Genomic DNA, 17,343 nt, shown 5'->3' with positions numbered 1-17,343 from the left:
CCATGACACCCCCATAGAAAAGCCCGATATAGCAACTGAAAATGAACAAATCCTTGATCAGTTGGAGCATGCCTATTCCAAAAACCTTGTTCTCTATAAGGGTTAGTTCCTCCACTGTAAAAAACAACGTTCCTCCTTTTCATATTTGGCTTCAAACTTTACAAACGGGTCTTTATCTAGCGATTCCATATTATAAGCCAGAGTGACCATCTTCCTTATACGTTCTATATGTTTCATGACGGTATTGTTACCCATGTCTTTTTGATGGCGCAAAAAGCGCTCAAAATCAATGATGAACTTATAATTAAATTCACAAAGGAATATATCCGTTATCCTGTGTTCTTGCTTTAGGAAAAGGAAAATGTATTTATGGGTAGTGAAATAGTTCTTTTTGGATCAAACAAAAAGTTGGGGCTCAAACTAGATTTTAAGATTCTTGTTAAAAAAAGGATTGGAATCAACAGACTTACTTAGCTACTTTTTACCAGAAGGGATTTTAGAGTATTTTGACATTAAAGCAGTTAAACCTTCTGCTAAATCTAATTTATTTGTACAAATTGAACAGCCTCATTATTCTTTGCAATAATGATTGTTTTTTTACCGCCTATCATCTTAATAAACTTGGCATCTGAAACATTTCCAAAAACATATAGTCCACTATCAAAAGGTGCAATTGGATTAAAATTGCCTTTTCCACCTCCCTTCATATAAAGACCATAGCCAGCATCTTGTCTAGGGGTTTCAACTTCAAAACCATACATATTCCCCAGTAAAACAAGATCTAAATTTCCGTCTTCATCAATGTCTTCGCTAATAATATTTGTTATGGCCGTTGTCTGTACTTGATTTGGCAATTGTTTTTTTATAAATGTTCCATTTCCTTTATTCTCAAAATAACTCGTAGCAAAAGATGTAGCCTTATAATGAAGTGCTGATTGTATTTTTTCCTCACCATAGACATCAACTAATTTAGCTGAAGCAAAATCATGATATGTCGGGAATTTCTTTTTAATAAAAGGCATTTGGTTAGAGCTACATTCCCTTCCCCTTAAAGGGTACAATTCCCCTTCTTGATGATACCCCAACACGATGTCTATAGATCCTGTTTGATCGAAGTCCTTAGCGAAAATTTCGAAAGGCTCTTTTTCTGAAGCTTTATACTTGCTATTTAACCCCAAATTTCCAGCAATAATGTCTATATCTCCGTCATTATCAAAATCTGCTATTTCAACACCAAACCACCAACCAATGTCATTATTTAGACCCGCTGTTTCAGTAATATCAGAAAATGTTCCATTAATATATTTTAATATTCTAATTGACATCCATTCGCCAACGACTATTAAATCTTTTATTTTATCGCCATCAATATCTGCCCAATGTGCATCAGTTACCATTCCAATTTCATATAACGCTTCTGCCCTGATATCAACAAATTGAATATTTCCATCCTTAGAATCATTTCTTAGGATAACACTTGTTGCCGGATAGGGATATTTTCCAGGTACTTGTCTTCCTCCAATAAAAAGATCTAAATCACCATCTAAATCATAATCATATGGTCTTACGACAGATCCGCTAATAGCATTACTATTTTTGAACGGAGCAACAACTTTAGTAAATTCCCCATTTGTATTGAGATATATGCGGTCTGAGTAATACTTTGAGTTTTCTTTAAACTCATTGCTACCACTCACTACATACAAATCTAAATCGCCGTCAGAATCTACATCAAAAAATTCTGCGTCTACATCCTCATATCCTTTTTCTTTTTGAAATAATATTGAATTTGAATTAGCAAAGCCTCCATTGGTATTTTGAACATATAATGCGCCTGGAAAACCTTTTGCACCTCCAATATAAAAATCGTCCAAGCCATCAGAATTCACATCTCCTACAGCTAAAGCCGGACCTTCTTCAGACATTTTATGAGGCAATAAACTTTCTCTATTAAAATCGTTGAATATATTCTCTTGATGTTTAATAGGTGTGTTTTTAGCAGTTATATTCTGAAATATAAATTTTTTATCTGTGTCTTCAATACTATTATTGATGTTCGGAGCGTAAGAGATTGTTATCTCTTTATTAATATTGATATCTGATAACTTTTGCGATTTACCATCTGGCCAAATTACTTTTAGTGATTCTATCTTTTTTGCTTTTCCGATCCCAAAGTGTATTGCCGAAGCCATGGAAGACTGATAACCTCGTGTATAATAGTTTTCAGCCATATAAGATTGTCCTCCCGCTATAATTTCTATGCGCGCACCAATGGCATCAATATTATTTTTAGTTCCTCTTAGATTTACTTTTAGGAAATTATTTTCCTTTTGGTTATTTCGATATAAATGTGCAAAATCGTCTGTGTTGTTAACAATAATATCTAAGTCACCATCATTATCAAAATCTGCATAGGCTGCACCATTCGAAGAAGATAAGGGTTGATCAAAATGTTGTTTATGAAACATTAAGTTATTTCCATTCAAATAAAAGTGATTTCTCTTTTTACGTTCTGGCAGTTTACTTAACAGGTCTTCTACATGGTCTTTTAAGTTCACCTCTTCTTTTTTTATTCCTTCTTGATATTTCTTTTCTAGGTAAATTAAAAAATCGTTATTTCTAAAATCTCTTTTTATACCATTAGAAATAAAAATATCGCGAAGCCCATCATTATTCATATCCATTAGTAAAGGCGCCCAACTCCAGTCGGTACTTGAAATATTTGCCAATTGAGCTATATCTGAAAATACAGGAATATTAGTATCTGGAATTGTGCCGTTATTTACTTGAAGTGCATTATACATATATTGCCTGTGGAGCCCTAGCTCTTCAATCAAACTAAAGCCAGCTACATTCATTCCACTCATACTTGCTTTTTGACCATAATTATCATCGGCCATCATATCTAATGAAATGATGTCTAAAAAGCCATCATTATTTATATCGGCTATATCATTTCCCATTGAAAAGGTTGAGATATGGCCAAAAGCCGTTTTTGATGCTTCTGTAAATGTTCCATCTTGATTATTTAAATAAAGATGATCTTTTTCGTAGTAATCATTACCTATATACACATCAGGCCATCCATCATTATTTACATCTCCAATAGCAACACCTAAGCCAAAACCTAAGTTATTACTAATAATTCCAGCTTCTTTAGTAACATTAACAAATGTTCCGTTATCGTTTCGGTATAGCTTTTCTCCAATTTTTTCAGATTGACCCTTCATTACTGTTTTAGTCTCAAGCATTTCATAAACGTCAATGTTATGGTTAATAAGAAACATGTCTAAATCGCCGTCTCGGTCATAATCAAAAAAAGAGGCTTGTGTAGAGTGATGCGGTAAGTCTAAGTTATATGCCTTGGCATTTTCTTCAAATATTGGAATCTTATTTTCATCCACACCTTTATTAATAAGTAATTCATTTCTTAAAGGCTCATCGGTTTCAAACCTACCCGATTTCAAAATATAAATATCTTTTAACCCGTCATTGTTTATGTCGACAATAGCTACCCCTGTTGCAAAACCTTTATTCCCTTGAGCATTGGCTTTAATACTTACGTTTTTAAATTTTAATCCTCCTTGATTAAGGTATAGTCTATTGCTACGAAGATTGCTGGTAAAATAAATATCTTGCAAGCCATCATTATTGAAATCGGCAACTGCTACTCCAGCTCCATTATAAAAATATTCGTAATAGAAACTATTCATTGAGGTGGTTTCATTTAACTTATTGTTAAAATTAATGCCAGTGTCTTCAAATCCTAAAACCGTGAACAATGATTGAGTCTCAATTTTATGTTCTGGAAGCTTTTCATCCTTACACCTTATAAGTAACAATATAGACAGTATAAGCATGAATACCATCTGTGAATTTCTATTCTTTATTATCATATTTCATTAATTAAATATCTTTTTTCCTTTACTGTATAGCTCCAGAAAAAGAAGGTTATTAATAATGTGATTATACAACCTCCAATGTATGCTACATCATTAGCTAATTCAAAACCTTCTGGGGCAATTAAGATATATGTACTACAAACCATGGTCATAAACATTGCAGGTATCATGGTTACCCAATAGGTTTTATTTTCAAAAATCAAATACGCTGTAATTGTCCAAAGTACTACTGTTGCCAATGTTTGATTGCTCCATGCAAAATAGCGCCATATAACCCCGAAGTCGATTTGAGTTAATATAAAGGCAATTATAAAAAGAGGGAAACTAATATATAATCGGTTTTTAATTTTCTTTTGGTTAGACTTAAAGACATCTGATAATATAAGTCTGGCAGAACGAAATGCCGTATCTCCAGACGTAATTGGTGCTGCCACTATACCTAATAATGCTAAAAACCCACCAACACCTCCAAGCATGTTTAAGGATATTTCGTTTGCTGCCCAGGCAGCATTATTATTATTTTCAAGCATGGCTATATTTAAACCTTCTACATTTCCAAAAAATGTCATGGCTGCTGCTGCCCAAATCAAGGCTACAATCCCTTCAGTAATCATCGTTCCAAAGAAAATTTTCCTTCCATTCTTTTCATTCTTTATACAACGAGCCATTAAGGGAGACTGCGTGGCGTGAAAGCCAGATATGGCTCCGCAGGCAATAGTTACGAAAAGCATAGGGAAAATAGGCGTCTCTTCTGGATTGGTTGTCATATTAATTAAGTTTCCTGGAACAAGCTCAGGAATTTGATAGTTACCAAAAAAGAGCGCTCCTAAAAGTCCTAGAGCCATTAATAGCATAGCAATTCCGAAAATTGGATATAGTTTACTAATAAGCTTATCTATAGGTAATAAAGTAGACAAAATATAGTACACTAAAATAATGGTTACCCAACCCCAAACACCCCATTGATTACTCGTCATCCCATCAATTATCTTTGCTGGCCCCACTAAGAATACGGTTCCAACAAAAATTAAAAGTATGACGGTAAAAAATCGCATGACATGCTTTGTCTTAGGGCCTAAATAAACCCCTACTACTTCACTGATGCTTAACCCATCATGGCGTACTGAAAGCATTCCTGAAAAATAATCATGAACCGCCCCAGCGAATATACTACCCAACACTATCCATAAAAATGCTGACGGGCCGTACATGGCACCAGCTATAGCACCAAAAATAGGCCCCAGCCCAGCAATATTTAAAAATTGAATCATAAAAATACGCCATGCGGACAGAGGCATATAGTCTACATTATCTTGAAGCCTAAATGCTGGAGTCTTTCGATCCTTTTGCACTCCAAAGACTTTTTCAATAAACTTGCCATAAGTATAATACCCAATAATTAATACTGAAATTGAAATTACAAATGATATCATTATCTGTTTTTTAAATATTCTTTTATTAAATAGCTATAAGCATACCTCTTAGAATTACTTGCTTTTATCAAATTATATTTAACTCCCCCGTTTAAGCTTTCATAGGTTTCTTCTAAATATTTTAAATACATGCTTAGTTGATTCTTTGTCATGTAACCTACATGTTTCGACACTATTTCTACTGCAGTTGAATTTGCATCTTTTAATTTTTTAATCAAGAGGGTCCTGGAATTAATGTCTATATGTGGAAAGACATCATAGAACTGTGATGTTGTTCTTTGTTCAGACAAAACGTCTTCTGGTATCTTTTTTAAGACATAAGTTCTCGTTAAAGCATCTGTTGATTGAAATATACTGGCAATTTGTTTTGAATGCTCTTTAAATTCTGCTTTATTTAATTGCTTCAGAGCATAAATTTGGTAATCTCTATAGGGGGCATATAAAAAGTATGTATTAAGGGCTGGAGTGTTTATCGATTGCAAGTACGTCTTTATTTTTTCTTTAGCCTCACCATGTACAATATGCCACAAGGTATAACATGAATACAACCCACCTTTAACTACCGATTCTTTTATTTCCTTTTTGGTGGCTCCAGAAATTCCATCAAGATCTTTTGAATCAATATTAGAAGGAGAAACAGGTATTTTATCAATTAAATCAGTTATTTTCCTTCTTTTGAGAATAGAGTTTTCATCCAATAACAATTGATGAAGCTTTGCATAGTCTTCTCTTTCAAAGGTATCATGTTCATACTTAGTAAGAGGAAGTTCTGGGTGTATACCGTAACCTACATAATTGCCTAGTAAATTCCAATAAACTTTGATATTGGCTAATTTGCACTCTCCATCTGCACATACTGAAGTTTCTATGTCCGAGAAAAATACCCTTGGCTCTCCATTACTATTAGACAACAATCTAACATCATGATTTATTTGAGCACTATAAGCAGTGTCTAAACTCTTTACTTCAAATTTAAAAACGGGTTCATCTTTGGCAATGTCTTTTAATTCATTGGTCATGTTAAAAAACATGGGGTTATAATCCCTTTTTTTTTGATTTCGAAACCCCATGACAATAAAAAAAAGAGCTATGAATGCTAAAGACTTATACATTATTATTGTTGCTTTTCTATTAAATCCAGATATTCTTCAAGGTGCATGGTATAAACTTCTCTTGGGGTAGCATTGTGCTTATTACATATTGCGGCTGCAAGTCCTACAGCAGCCCCCATTTGCCCAGTTGTTAACATTACCCTTGGCCCTCCCAAGCCAATATGGGAGCAGCTAAAATTTCGCCCTGCCATAAACAAATTATCTATATTTTTAGAATATAAACTTCTATAAGGGATATAATATTTTTCTGTTTCATAAAAGATAGCTTCCGAAAGAAAATCTGGTTCTTTACTATCTTTTAAATTTCTTTGGTAATGAACATCTACTTCTCTTACCTCTTCAACTACAGCATCTTTAAATTTTGTGTGTGTTTTTACATCATTAAAAGTATATATATAGTCTCCTATTAATCTTCTGGATTCTCTTTTCCCCACTAAATAAGACACCCATTGTAGTTTGTAATTCTTATTTTCTTCCAATTTTTTCGCATTAGAAAATGATCCGAATATAGCACGTAACATATGGTCTCTTATTTCTTCTGCATCATGAATTTGATGTAAATCATTTCTAGAAAACTCCCAATACCATTCACCAGCAATAGCCTTATGGTCTTTAGCTATACTTGAAGCCCAAGGTAATTGGGGAAAAGCATGCACTTCATTTGTTTTTTCATTTTGCCAAAGCACAGAGGATCCCATCACAAAATTGTCTGCTTCTTCAGGACTCCACAACTCTCCCCATTCATCCCAAGCTTCTCCGTAAGTACTGGCACTTTCCCTTCCATAAGAAAACTCAGCTCCTGCCCAAAAACCAATCCATCCATCGCCTGTAGAATCAACAAATCGTGGTGCAGTAAAGCGAATTCGCTCTCCTGTAGCGGTATGCCTTGCATCAACATGCTTTATGGTATTATTGTGTGCAACAGCATCGTAAGCTCTCCAATCTAAAAAGAGATCAATATTTTTAAAGCTCTTAACATTTCTATCACGTTTTTCCTGATCATATCTGGCCTCAAATGAACCATTGGGATAGTGTTTAGTATCAATCATTTTTAAGATACGTTCATACTTTCCATAAATACCCAAGGTGTGTACGCGTATTTCTTCACTCGCATTACCCCCTAATACTGGCCTATCGTGAATTAAAGCTACTTTTAACCCTTGTTCGGCGGCAGCAATTGCAGCTGCACAACCCGCCAGGCCGCCTCCTGTTATCACCAGATCGTATGCTTTTTGCTCTTTTGGAGCTATGGTCTCTCCTAACTTTGCCTTTCTCCACGCATCCAAGTTTGTTTCCGCATCGCTTGGTATTTTTTTTGACGTACTGAAATAGAGAGCGTCGCACCTACCGTTAAATCCCGTCAAATCGGATAGTTGTATGTCGACATCGTTAGATTTTATTTTTACTTTTCCAGCATACTCCCATGACCATCCCGTGGTAACACCTAATGTCTTTTTTAAAGCCTTCCCATTAACAATTATTTTAAATTGTCCGGGAGCATCCCAATTTCCAGGAACCCAATTTTTAGTTCGAGCCCAAACATGATACATTCCTTTTTCATTGAATGCTATTCTCGTAGAGGCATTTGTTACTGGAATCCCCATACCATGTGCCATTAGATATGGAGATCCCATTTGTTCTACAAACTGAGGATCTACAACCCACCCTCCTTTATTAATAAAGCTTTCGGCTTCTATCAATAAATTTTGTGCCTTACTATTAGCACATATAAGATATAAACCTATAAGCAGTATTAGATTTACTTTATTCACATTACGTCTATTATTCGTAAACAAACCAAGCGGTAGCAGTACAGTCTTTATTCGTTTTTAACTGTATCCAATGTGCACTAAATCCATCTGGGAATTTATGCTCAAAAGTTTCCCCGGCTTTTAAACTAAATGTTTTGTACTCTACTGGCTCATCTAAATAATGATTGATATGAATAAGTAATGTTATTTCAGCATCCTTATCAACTTTTAATGTTAAGGCCTTCTTATCATAGCCGGTCATTAAATACATATCAGACAATTCATTAGCCTTTACTTTGGAGTTCTTCCATGGACCGCCTTCACCAATTGGTTTGCCAAAACTCCAAATATCATCAATGCCTCCAAACCAAAGACTAGCTTCTCCATCTTCAGAGACATAAACATTTTCGGAAGCTTTTGCTTCTTTTTTAACACCACTTAATACCAAAAGACCATTCCAAGTATTAAACTCTGAAATTTGCTTGCCATGGGTCGAGACCGGGCGCATCATTTTATATCGTGGTTCCTGTCCCACTTTAAACAACGGCAACTCGTAAAAAGTACCTCCTATATTGGCTAATTCACGTTCAGATTCAATTTCACGCACTACCCTTGCAGTACCAGAAGGCATGATTTCAGAATAATTCCCATTGCCCTTTGGCAGTCGCAGTCTATAGTTTTTGGCGTTAAGAATAATTGATGCTTCATCCTCAGACCAAATATTTTTCATCTTTAAAGCTTTTACCGAGTTACTATCGGTAATATTTTCAATGAAATTAAAATTGAATTTGGTAAATTCAAGCTCATTTGTCTTATTAAATTGACCATTTTCAATAGTTCCGTTATAAACACTTAAATTGAAATTGGTTTTATTAGTATAGAGCTTGGCATGATTTACCTTTCCTGAATAATCTATATCTGCTAAAGCTGAAAATAATTCCTTCCCCTCTGACGCATCTTTTAAATTTGAATCTGTTAAATGAACTGAGGCCGTCACTTTTAATGATGTCTCAGGAATCAACCTTAACCATTCTGCTTTCAAAGATGTATCGAAAATGTAATACTTATAGTTTCCTGCTTCTAGATCTATATCTTTAAGCTTGATCCAATTATTATCTCCATTTTTATCAATTTCCATGGTAATTTTAACAGGTTTATCTGTATGATTTTTAAAATGAACCATTCTGTTATGAAATCCTGATATTAAAAATTGGTCTGAAGGTTTATTTGCAGAAACCTCTTCTTTTAACCAAATGGCTCCATACCCCGATGCTGGCCCCCAATTAGATAGTTGTTCATAACTACCAAACCATAAATTTGATTGTGGCTGTCCTGACAAAGGGTTGCCATGGATACTAGTCTCATCTGTGGCCAAAACAATTTGACCGTTCCAGTTTACAAAATCTGGGATGTATCGTAAATGTGAACCCATGGGCTTAATCCCTGCCGTATTGGCTGCTGAAAATGTCTCTGGAAAATCAAAGAACATACCATGCATATCCATCATCATTTTACCATTCCCAACTGATCTTATACGTGGCCATTCTGTAAACCAACCATGTGGCGGATCGTTATTATATGTGGCTTTAGGCAATAAATAGGTATACCATTCTCCTTGATCTAACACTTTTAGTCTAACCGATTTATTATCCCACCCCATTGCCCAAAGAGGAGATTGATCATTTGGAATGGCATAAATACCATGCTTGGTGGTTACATCGGTATATTGTCTTCTTTCCACTACTTTAAAATTATCCCCATCAAATTCTGCCAAAATACCCAAGTTTTCAGGGCCAAAAACATTATCTTTTTCAATCTTCCAACTATCCATCCACTTATAGTGTTCACTCTCCCAATTATCATCATCATGGGTTACACGCCCTTCACTGGCATGTTCTCCATTATTTGAAACCACAAATCGTCCCTGACTGGTATAACCGCCTTTACCATGCCAACCTGGTAAGGGGTCATGAAATAATTTATTAACTTCTAATGTATGGACGTTAACCTCATATAGCATTCCTTCCATATCGTAATAATACACCATATTTTCAGGATCTTTTAAATGTCTGCCAATAGCTGTGAGCCTTCCTTCCATATCTGTATATGGTATAACTCTAACTTGACCAATACTATCTATTGCATAAGGCCCAATAAACAATTGATTAGACTCCTGATGCACCATTCTTGCAGCTGGTGTACCTCCAATACTTCCCTCAAAAATTTGCATGTTCATATCCTCATCAACAATATAAAGTTTATGCTCACTCCCTTTAGGCTGGTGTGCCGCATAATTAAGCATATAAAGTTTATTGTTCCATACCGCCAAAGCTCCTATGCCACATTCATTACCAAAACCGTATGTCCCATCTATTCTTCCATGGGCATAGGTTGTTAAATGTGGATAAATGCCACTAATTTTTCGGTTATCATGTATTGACGTAATTTCACCATTCTTGGTCATTACCTCAATTTTTGATTTTTCCTCATGCTTAATCTTGCCACATGAAACAACGATAAACACAAAAAAACATAAAGCGATAAGTGCGTGTTTTTTAAACATAATTATTTATGGTATTTAAAATTTAGATTCTTTTATTCTTAACGAGCTGTTTTATTAATCTCTGTCGAATCAACCGACACATCTTCCCCCCTTAGGGTTTTCCAGTTTTTTTTATTTAAAATAGGGTACCCATCTTCTTGAATTCGCTTGCCCAATAAACGAAATTCTTTTTCTACATCTTTTGGAATAGCTCCATCTGGTTTTAGGCCTACATTAAGTAATAGGTTTGCATTGTTGTTTGATGCATGCGCTAACATGGCATAAAGCTCATCAGAGGCTCTACAATTATTCGTTGGAGTCCAGGCCCAACTCCCTTGACTGGTAACAGCTATTTCTGCTTTTTTAAATTTATTTTCTTTCCATACCTTATCCGAAAGTTGTCGTATTTTTATCTTTTCTGGCTCATCACCTTGGTAGTGAATGCTAATCGATTTTAACTCGCGTTCTCCTACAAGAACATCTTCGGTACCTGTAGCTCCTGTTTTGAAATGTATTAATGCATGTGGTTGATATTGATGAATAACATCGTAAAATTCCTGCATATTGAATAACTCGTCATTAGCCAATACACCTCCTAAAGTATCAAACCAAAAGCCAGCAACATCGCCATAATTTGTAGATAGTTCTTTTAATTGATTTTTACAGAATTCACGGTATTTTTCAAAATCTTTTGGAGATTTATATAAAAAATAGTCGGGTGTTTCCTTGTAATTAGGTCTTGCATACACATAATTTTCACGAGGAATAAAAAAAGGGTGTGTCCAATCGATTCCTATAGAATAATAGATGAATAGCGGTATATTATTTTTGCGACAGGCATCTGATAATTCTTTTAAAAAATCTCGCTTTGCTGGATAGTCCATACTATCCCAGTTGGTATAGTTACTATCCCATAACGAAAAACCATCATGGTGCTTGGCTACAAATGTAATGTAATTCATCCCACTTGATTTGGCCAAGGTAACAATGGCTTCTGCATCGAAGCTATTGCCTTTAAAATTTTTTGCTAATATTTTATATTCTGAAAGCGGAATGCTTTGATTAAACATAGCCCACTCAGCATGTTTAAGCCCCCAAACTCCCCAATGTATAAACATTCCCAAACGTGCATCATCAAACCATTGTAGAGCCGCTTCACGTGGGTTATTTTGGAAAGTTTCTTTATAATCTTTTAAAAAATAGGGGATATCTTGCTTTGGTTCATTACAGCTTACTATTAAAAAAAACATTGCTAAAAAAAACATCCTTGCTAATCCAAACATATACTTCATGAACTTTCTTTTATGTGATTTTTGAAGATTCCTTAATTTCTAACAAAAATTTCCCAAAAATTACTTTTCGGGAAATTTTCAACATTAAAAAGATCAAATAACTAACTCAAAATTTTAACTATTTTAATACCCTTCGTTCTGCCCTAAATTTGGATTTAAAAGTGCATCTGAAGAGGGAATCGGCCATAAGTATTGACGTACCGGAAAATTTGTTTCGTTTAAGGTTCTTGCCAAACCAGCTTCCACCAAAGGATCAAAATTGGCTATACCGTCTTCGTCCAGTTGCGGTGTCATGCCCCAAAACCATAATCCGGGTTCTACCACGTCTTCAATGATAGTGCCTATATTTGCCATTCCATAAGTATGTCCCGTTAAAGCTTTCTCTGCTAGCCTCCATCTTATAAGGTCCATATACCTTAGCCCTTCGTTTGCAAACTCTGCGCGTCTTTCATTTCTTACTATATACCTTAGCTTTGCCTGATCTGTTGTTGTAACTGCCGGATTAGAATAATTTGAACCGGCATAAGCTCTGTCCCTAACTTCATTAATAGCAGCAAGCACACTGGCGTCAATCTCGTCTAACTCTATTTTTGACTCGGCGTACATTAACAACACATCGGCATATCTTATAACTATATGATTGTTTTCTGCTGTTCTCGGCGCTTTCCATGTTTCATCAATAAATTTTTTCCATAGCAATCCATTATAAGAAGCAAAAGTTTTATTACTTCTTGTATCGTGATTATACCTCATTTGCCCTGTATTATAATCAAATACTTCTAATCTTTCTGGATGCGGTGTATATTCTATACTCATAAAATTAGAACCATCACTTGGCAACAATCCGTCGCCGTCTTCTAAAGAACCAAATGGCACAATAGTCGCCAAACATCTTGGATCTCTATTTTTGAAAGGATTTCGAGGATCAAATAAAGGAGACTCATCTATAGGCAATCCGTCAACACACTCATAAGATGCTAGCAGCTCCCAAGTAGGTTGTTTAGCTCCCCAACCACCATGAATTCTTGGTATAAAATCTGGTAAATTGTCATTTCTGTTTACACCTAAGGCATCACTTCTAGGAATATAGAATATCAATTCATCAGATGTTTTGGTCCCAGAAAGGAATAATTCTCCATAGTCTGGATGCAATGCATACTCATTTAAATCCATACAATCTTGAGCGGCTTCTGCCGCAATTTCATGATCTCCCATATACAGTGCAATTCTAGCCTTCATAGCCATAGCCGCTCCTTTAGTAGCATATTGAAATCCAGAATAAGATACTGGCAGATTTGCTATAGCGTTATCGTAATATGCGTATATTTTTTGTAGAATCTCTGTTTTGTTTGTTCTACCAATTTCAAAAGCTTCATCTACTGTTAATTCTTCTTCAAAAAAGGGCACATCACCATAATGCGTTATTAAATAACTCCAAAAAGAGGCGATAAAAAAGTTAGCTTCTCCTAAAAAAGTCTTGGCCTCACTATCTGATAAAGTCCCATTTTGGTTTTCAATTTGCTTTTTAACTGATATTAGTCTTGAAATACCTTTGTATTTATCTTTCCACCTTCCTGCAGCCCGACCATCTTCAGCACTTATGGTTCCTGCTTTTATACCATCTAAAGCATCTCTTCGTTGAAAATCGTCATCGACGCCGTTGGCAGACTCATCCTTTTCCCACTGAAACAACCTGTAACCTTCATTCAACCCTTCTCTAAACTGGATTTTACTAATAAAAGGAGCTGTTGTTGGTGCATCTAATGGCACTAAATCTAACTCTGTACAAGAATTTACTATTAGTAGTAGTAAAAACGCTATTTTATATATCTGTTTTTTCATATTTTTAATCTTTAAAAATTAGCTTTTAACCCTACAACGAAAGATTTCGTTAAAAAATAACCTGTTCCTGAAGATTGTTCTGGGTCTACACCATTAGGAAGCTTATCAAAAGTAAATAAATCATTACCTGTAATAGATAACCTAAGGTTTGTTAACCCTACTTTTTCAAGAGGACTTTTAGGCAAAGTATAACCTAGTGCTATGGTTTTAATTCTTAAATAGGCCCCATTTTTTAACCAAAAATCTGAAAACCTATAATTATTGCCGGCAGAGGTTTCGGAAAGTCTTGGATATTTTACATTTTGATTAACTTCTGCCGTATTATTTACACTCCAGTAACTACTAGCATATTCCTTGCTAGGTGAAAGCCAAGAGGCACGAAATGGTTGAACAAAAGTTTGGGATAAATAAAAATTTTGTTTGCCAACGCCTTGAAAGGCTACGCCTAGATCGAATCCTTTATATGCCATGTTAATTCTTCCGCCATAAATGTACCTTGGTGCAGAGCTTCCTAAAAATGTTCTATCCAAATCGTTAATAACACCATCGGGTTCACCATCAGGCCCACTTAGGTCTTTATATTTAACATCTCCAGGCCTAACAGAAGCATTTGTAACTGGCGAATTGTCTACTTCTTCTTGGGTTTGAAAAAAGCCGTCTGATTGCAAACCATAAAATTCTTGAAATTCGTGACCTTCTTCTGACAATGTAGCGCCGCTAAAAAGGCGTTTACCATTAATATCACCAATAATAGACTCAGCATCTGAGATATTAAACGAAATAGCATAATTAAAATCATCTCCGATAGTATCACTCCATGATGTTGTTAATTCCCAACCTTTAGTTGTCATACTTCCTACATTCACCACCGGGTCTTCAAAACCCACTAAATCTGGAACACTAAGACTTAGCAACATATCTTTTGTTTCTTTAACAAAATATTCGGCTTCTATAGATAATTTGTCATTAAATAGCCCAAGATCTAATCCAATATTCTTAGTCGCTGTTGTTTCCCATCTAACATTAGGAGTTGTAAGATAAAGCTGAGACAAAGCCCTAACTTCCTCTACACTTGACCCATTGGCGATTAACGTATTTTGAATTTGCAACAAGGTTAAATACAAGTAATTACCCAACCTGTCATTTCCTAGCTCGCCATAAGAGCCTTTCAGTTTTAAATAAGAGATAGGCGATGCAAAGGATTTCATAAATTCTTCGTTGGAAACCGTCCATGCGGCAGAGACAGAAGGAAAAGTACCCCATCTATAATCACTTCCAAACCTGGAAGAGCCATCTCGCCTTATCGCTGCTGACACATAATATTTATTATCAAAGCTATAATTAACTCTTCCGAAGAGAGAAGAATAGGCCAGTTCAGATATACTAGTACCATTATTAAATATTTCGCCCGTGGTAGCTTGGTTTAAATATGGGAAATCTGGACTTACAAACCGGTCCCCTAGCACTCCTAAATTTTCACTTTTTGATCCTCTTTCTTCAAAACCACCAAGAACTTTTACTCCGTGCTTACCAAAAGACTTATCATAATTTACTAAGGCTTGTAATGTTACAGCCGTAAAATCAGATCTGGATTCAGATAGCCTATTTACAGTTTGCCCAGGTATAAGAGTTCCAGACCCTAACTGATCTGGATCGTCTACATCCCAATACCTAACCTCTTTTGAAAATGATTTTCCTTTATTGAAGGATGCCGTGGGGGTTACATTTAATGTGAATTTTAAATCCTCTATTGGTTTGTAATATAGTCCTATTCGCCCGGTAAAAAGGTACTGGTTACTTTTTGAAAACCCACCTTCTTTATAACGCAGATAAATGTTAGCCCCACTCTTTCCTTCTGCATATCTTCCGTCTTCCCATAAAGCAGGATAAATAGGTCCTGATTGCAAAGCTTCTCCAATTGGATTAACAATAGGATTATTCGTTTTCTGCAATCTAAAATTGATATCAGCAACAGCACCAAATTTATCCGTAATTTTAAAATCATTATTTATCCTTGCTGATACACGGCTCCAATCTCTATGGTTATATAATGCATTTTGATATTCATAACCTACAAAAACATTTGATTTTAATTTTTCAGTACCTCCAGAAATGTTAATATTATGCCTGTATCCTGTTGAATTTTTCTTTAAAATAAGACCTGCCCAATCGGTGTCCGGATATTCATTTCTATCTTGTGCTGCCTCTCCTGTAATGTATTTATTTATTCTGTCTTCAGACCAAATAGGGTATAAATCACTGCCATTTCCATCATCGTTCCAGGACTTCTCATTATCCATTTGCAAGTATTGCAGAGCCCCCACATATTCACGTTCTTTAGTAGGTGTATTAATAAAATAATCGCCACTATAACTAAACCTGAAAACACCTTCTTTAGCTCGCTTTGTTGTTATAATAATAACACCTGCTGCCGCTCTAGATCCATAAATAGCAGCCGCAGCTGCGTCTTTTAATACCGATATACTTTCAACCTGATCGGGGGTTACGTCATTAATGCTTCCTGGAACATCATCGATAAGCACTAATGGATCATTGCTCCCTTGAAGTGTTGTATTTCCTCTTATTCGAATAGTATTCCCTGCTCCTGGAGAAGAACTTGATCTCGTTACTCTAAGTCCCGCAACAGATCCTTGTAATGCATTCGAAACATTTGTTGTACTCCTTTCTGTAATAGCATCTGATTTGATTGTTGCTATAGATCCTGTTATATCCTTCTTTGCAATGGTACCATACCCCACGACTACCACCTCTTCTAATGAAGAAGTGTCTTCTTGTAAGGCAACTGTGAGTGTTGTTTGTCCATTCAAACTTATCTCATCAGTGGCAAAACCAAGGTAGGACACCACTAATGTTGCATTTTCACTGTTAACTTTAATAGAAAACTTCCCATCAAAATCTGTCTGCGTACCATTTGTAGTTCCCTTTTCTAAAATATTCGCTCCAGGTAAGGGTTGTCCATTTTGATCGGTCACTATGCCATTAACCTCCGTTTTTTGTGCTTTTGTCGCTTCATTGTTTATCGGTTGATTTTCCCTAATAGTAATTGTCATATCATCCGAAATATCAAAATTCAAGCTATTCGACCCAAGACTCTGTTTTAACAGTTTGCCTAATTCAATTTCTCCTTTTTTTAATTGAATCTTTGGCGTGTTTTTAAACAGTTTCTTAGGAATGATAAAAGCATAATGCGTTTGCTTTTTAATAATCCTAAAAACCTGATTAACTGAAGCATACTGGTCCTTCTCAATAGATATTAAGGTTTGAGAAAAGGAACTATTAGTTGTAAAACTAAAAACAGTAGTACAAAATAGAATGATAAAGGTTCTCATAATAATGAGTAAAAGCCGTTTTCGTAGTAGAAAACGATAAATAGTAAAATTAAATTTCATAATTTAGCGTTGTATTAGTTAGACATTGATTTAATTAATATGGTAGAAGGGACGAAGTT

At 35.3% G+C, this 17,343-nt stretch carries 8 protein-coding genes and 1 pseudogene; all 9 read right to left on the bottom strand.

The window, feature by feature from the left end; genetic code table 11:
* Window positions 1–102 precede the first annotated feature (102 nt).
* Window positions 103–381, bottom strand: a pseudogene (locus JF259_RS02755) (phage integrase SAM-like domain-containing protein); the annotation flags it as partial.
* Window positions 382–539: 158 nt separating this feature from the next.
* Window positions 540–3,896, bottom strand: coding sequence for a VCBS repeat-containing protein (locus tag JF259_RS02750; RefSeq protein WP_199113057.1), 3,357 nt, complete (start codon window positions 3,894–3,896; stop codon window positions 540–542).
* Window positions 3,893–5,335, bottom strand: coding sequence for a carbon starvation CstA family protein (locus tag JF259_RS02745; protein WP_199113055.1), 1,443 nt, complete (start codon window positions 5,333–5,335; stop codon window positions 3,893–3,895). Before JF259_RS02745 ends, JF259_RS02750 begins: the two co-directional genes overlap by 4 nt.
* Window positions 5,335–6,354 (bottom strand): hypothetical protein, encoded by a 1,020-nt coding sequence (locus JF259_RS02740; protein WP_199113053.1) that lies wholly within the window; start codon window positions 6,352–6,354, stop codon window positions 5,335–5,337. The genes JF259_RS02745 and JF259_RS02740 overlap by 1 nt, the downstream gene beginning before the upstream one ends.
* Before the next feature lie 95 nt (window positions 6,355–6,449).
* Window positions 6,450–8,219 (bottom strand): FAD-dependent oxidoreductase, encoded by a 1,770-nt coding sequence (locus JF259_RS02735; protein WP_317192056.1) that lies wholly within the window; start codon window positions 8,217–8,219, stop codon window positions 6,450–6,452.
* 10 nt (window positions 8,220–8,229) lie between these two features.
* Entirely contained in the window at window positions 8,230–10,761 is a 2,532-nt protein-coding gene (locus JF259_RS02730) for a hypothetical protein (protein WP_199113051.1), read from the bottom strand.
* A gap of 38 nt (window positions 10,762–10,799) precedes the next feature.
* Entirely contained in the window at window positions 10,800–12,032 is a 1,233-nt protein-coding gene (locus JF259_RS02725) for an alpha-L-fucosidase (RefSeq protein WP_199113049.1), read from the bottom strand.
* Window positions 12,033–12,155: 123 nt separating this feature from the next.
* A complete protein-coding gene (locus JF259_RS02720; protein WP_199113047.1) occupies window positions 12,156–13,874 on the bottom strand; it encodes a RagB/SusD family nutrient uptake outer membrane protein in 1,719 nt (572 codons plus the stop codon).
* Between the two features lie 11 nt (window positions 13,875–13,885).
* Window positions 13,886–17,224 carry a SusC/RagA family TonB-linked outer membrane protein gene (locus JF259_RS02715; RefSeq protein WP_199113045.1) on the bottom strand — a complete coding sequence of 1,113 codons (3,339 nt, stop codon included), beginning with the start codon at window positions 17,222–17,224 and terminating at the stop codon, window positions 13,886–13,888.
* Between the last annotated feature and the right edge of the window lie 119 nt (window positions 17,225–17,343).

It is taken from the genome of Snuella sedimenti (genome assembly GCF_016428595.1).
GTDB classification, from domain to species: domain Bacteria; phylum Bacteroidota; class Bacteroidia; order Flavobacteriales; family Flavobacteriaceae; genus Snuella; species Snuella sedimenti.
This window is presented reverse-complemented; position numbering and strand designations above follow the sequence as displayed.